Raw genomic sequence first — 2772 nt, 5'->3', positions numbered from 1 at the left:
CCGCAGATCATTGCGGCACTGAAGCGCTGCTGCCGGGAATTGAAGGGTAGGCTCACGCTGGCCGACATCCTACAGCGCATCGAGGACGGCCGCCCTGGCCCAGAGGAAGCCTGGTCGATGATCCCGCGCGATGAAGCATCGAGCGCATTCTGGACCGGGGAGATGCGCGAGGCGTATGGGGCAGCCGCTCCCCTTATTGCCGAGGGGGAGAACGTCCAGGCGCGCATGGCATTCCTCGAGCGATATCGGGTGTTGGTCCAGCAGGCGCGCGATGCGCGGATGCCGGTGACGTGGGAATTCACGCCCGGCACGGACAAGAGCGGGCGCGAGCTCATGATCCTCGACGCCGCGCAGAAAGGGCGCATCAGCGTGCGCGCCGCGCAGGATTTGCTGCCGCACCACCGAGAGGACGAAGGTCTGAATGCGCGCCTCCTCGCGCTCGCGCATGGCGCAATCGACACCACTGGCCGCGTGCGCCAACTAACGGATAAAGCCGCATGACCGATCTTCTCGATTCCAGCGTCGTGCCGGGCAACACCTTGGCGGGTGGGACGGACGCACCGGCCGGCGCTGGATCTTCCGAGAACGCGCCGATTGAATGCTTCGCGCGCATCCAAGCTACTGCGCTCGATCAGGGCGCGCGGCATCGGCACGAGGTAGAACTGGTGGCGAATCTCGAAACGCACGCGAAGCGCGCCTGGTACATCGATGGCGAAGGCGGTGTTCGCGCGAAACGCGGCGACGAGGCAGCGGAAAGGCTTCGGCGCGAAGTGTGGGCATTGCTCAAGGCACGCGAGAAAGACGTCGAGCCGATGCAGGAGGCGCTGCTGTGAGTGCCGCCGCGCGCGGTGCTGCCGGATTTCTCTATCGCAACGTGCGCAATCGGTGGCGTAAGCAGCGAGAGGCCGAGCGCGCCGCAGTTGGCCTGAAGCGAGAGCGACAAACTTTTCAACGGCGGGCAACCGCAAGGAGCTGAGCAATGGAATCGGTGCAGACGGGAACGGGAAAGATGAACGGGAAGGACAAGAAGGCGGCAGGGCGCAAGGACAAGCGCAACCAGCCCGCAGTGATCGAGGTCGCGAAGCTGCGGGAGGACCTCACCAAGCTGAAGCGGCTGAAGACTGCGCTCGACGAGGCGTCGGAAGACTTCAACGGCGCCGTCACGAAGTCGGCAGAGAAATCCGGGCTGCTCTCCTCGGTGGTGCGCAAGGTGGTTAACGCCTACACCGGCGAGAATTTCGAAGAGGAGCACCGGAAGGTAGAGCAAATGTCGCTTGCCTTCGAGGAGATCGCCAAGGCTTGAGCAATCGCGGCTATCTCGTGGATCGGTGTCCGCGATGCCTCGCGTGGATGCGCCGCGCCACGCCAGAGCAGCATGGAGCCTTGCAGGCCGTGCTGGAGGACATCGCGCGGCAGTTGCCGTGGCCGCCCGGATCGACGGACCTGCACGGCGTTCCGACCTGGTGGGAGCTCCTCATCGCCGCGTTTGATCGCCTGCAGAAGCGCGAGGCTGTTCTGCTGCCGGCGATTGACGGCGAGGGCTTCGACGGCAACGGTATGGACTTTGTGCGCGGGCCGCGGCGCCGGCGGAACGTGAACAGCGTCGAGATCAGCGAGATTATCGAGTACGCCCGGGCCTTCGGCGTCGAGCGCGGCGTAGTCTTCCGGGAGTTCGAGCAGAAGGAACGGAGAGCGGCATGACCATCGAGCAGCTCATCGTTCTCGCTCTATTCGCCGCGGTGATGGCCGCCTACTGGTGGCTGTGCGGCGGCGACGACTGGCCGGACGAGTAGGGAGAGCAGCGTGACTGACGGAGACTCTACGCATGAAGATTAAAAGGAAGTCGGCGGCAAAGCGCAACACGGCGGATTGCCTTCGCCGCGCGGCCGAGATCGTCCAATGGTCCGTTGATGTCCAGCCGTTGGTCTCGGCGGAACAGATTGCTGAATCAAGCGAAGTATGCCGCGCGTTGCTGCGGGTTGCGCGTCGCTATGACTCGCCGCGACCGCGCGCACGCAAGAAGGCGACCTGATGCTCTCCCTCGGCGCGAAGCTCATGCAGATCGCCGGCCTCGCCGGCACGAAGGACGTTGACGAGCGGACCTCGGAGTTCATCGAGAACATGCTGGTGCTCACCGACGGCGGCAAGCGCACGTCGCATCTCTCCGAGGGGCGGGTGAAGTGGATCGAGGACATCCACGAGAAGCACTTCGGGAAGGCGCAGGGCTGACGCCATGAGTCCCACCGAGCGCACGCTGAAATATCTTCGGGCGCAGGGCTACACGGCGGCCATTACCGAGCGTTGGAACACGTTCGCGAAGATCAGGCAGGATCTGTTCGGCATCGTGGACGTTCTGGCCGTCAAACGAGGCGAAACCCTAGCTGTGCAATGCACGAGCGCCACGAACGTTGCCTCCAGGGTGACGAAGATCGCCGAGCACGAGAGCACGCCGAGGCTTCGCGAGGCTGGCTGGCGCATCCATGTACACGGCTGGACGAAGGGCAGGCGTGGCGGGCCGCGCGTTGTGGACTGTTCATGAAGCGCTTCGAGCCGGCGCGGTTGATCGTCTTTGAGGGCGGCGACTTCGCATGGCTCGGCATTGGCGAGCGCTTCCTCGCATGGGGCGATCAGGTGGTGCTTGGGAGCTACGGCATCGAGTTACCGGAGGAGCACCAGTTCGGGATACCGATGTCTGAAATCAGGTATGCCGAGCGCGCGCCGGGCAGGGTTGCCCTCACGATACTAGGCGAAGCGTGTTCCAAGGCGAACAGC

At 64.4% G+C, this 2772-nt stretch carries 7 protein-coding genes; all 7 read left to right on the top strand.

Going from position 1 to position 2772, the window contains the following annotated elements; translation table 11 throughout:
* A partial coding sequence (locus Q8P46_18290; protein ID MDP2622096.1) for a hypothetical protein occupies window positions 1–501 on the top strand: 501 nt, incomplete at its 5' end.
* Complete coding sequence (locus Q8P46_18285) at window positions 498–833, top strand: hypothetical protein (GenBank protein ID MDP2622095.1); 336 nt, start codon at window positions 498–500, stop codon at window positions 831–833. The genes Q8P46_18290 and Q8P46_18285, both read left to right, overlap by 4 nt.
* Before the next feature lie 146 nt (window positions 834–979).
* A complete protein-coding gene (locus Q8P46_18280; GenBank protein ID MDP2622094.1) occupies window positions 980–1303 on the top strand; it encodes a hypothetical protein in 324 nt (107 codons plus the stop codon).
* Complete coding sequence (locus Q8P46_18275) at window positions 1300–1701, top strand: recombination protein NinB (protein ID MDP2622093.1); 402 nt, start codon at window positions 1300–1302, stop codon at window positions 1699–1701. Before Q8P46_18280 ends, Q8P46_18275 begins: the two co-directional genes overlap by 4 nt.
* 330 nt (window positions 1702–2031) lie before the next feature.
* Window positions 2032–2229 (top strand): hypothetical protein, encoded by a 198-nt coding sequence (locus tag Q8P46_18270; GenBank protein MDP2622092.1) that lies wholly within the window; start codon window positions 2032–2034, stop codon window positions 2227–2229.
* Window positions 2230–2233: 4 nt separating this feature from the next.
* On the top strand, window positions 2234–2539 hold the full coding sequence (locus Q8P46_18265; protein MDP2622091.1) for a hypothetical protein: 306 nt from the start codon (window positions 2234–2236) through the stop codon (window positions 2537–2539).
* Window positions 2536–2772 (top strand): hypothetical protein (locus Q8P46_18260; GenBank protein ID MDP2622090.1); only part of this gene is annotated, 237 nt, incomplete at its 3' end. The genes Q8P46_18265 and Q8P46_18260, both read left to right, overlap by 4 nt.

The organism is Hyphomicrobiales bacterium (assembly GCA_030688605.1).
GTDB lineage: Bacteria > Pseudomonadota > Alphaproteobacteria > Rhizobiales > NORP267 > JAUYJB01.
Note: the sequence above shows the minus strand (reverse complement) of the source record. Positions and strands in the feature narration are given on the sequence as shown.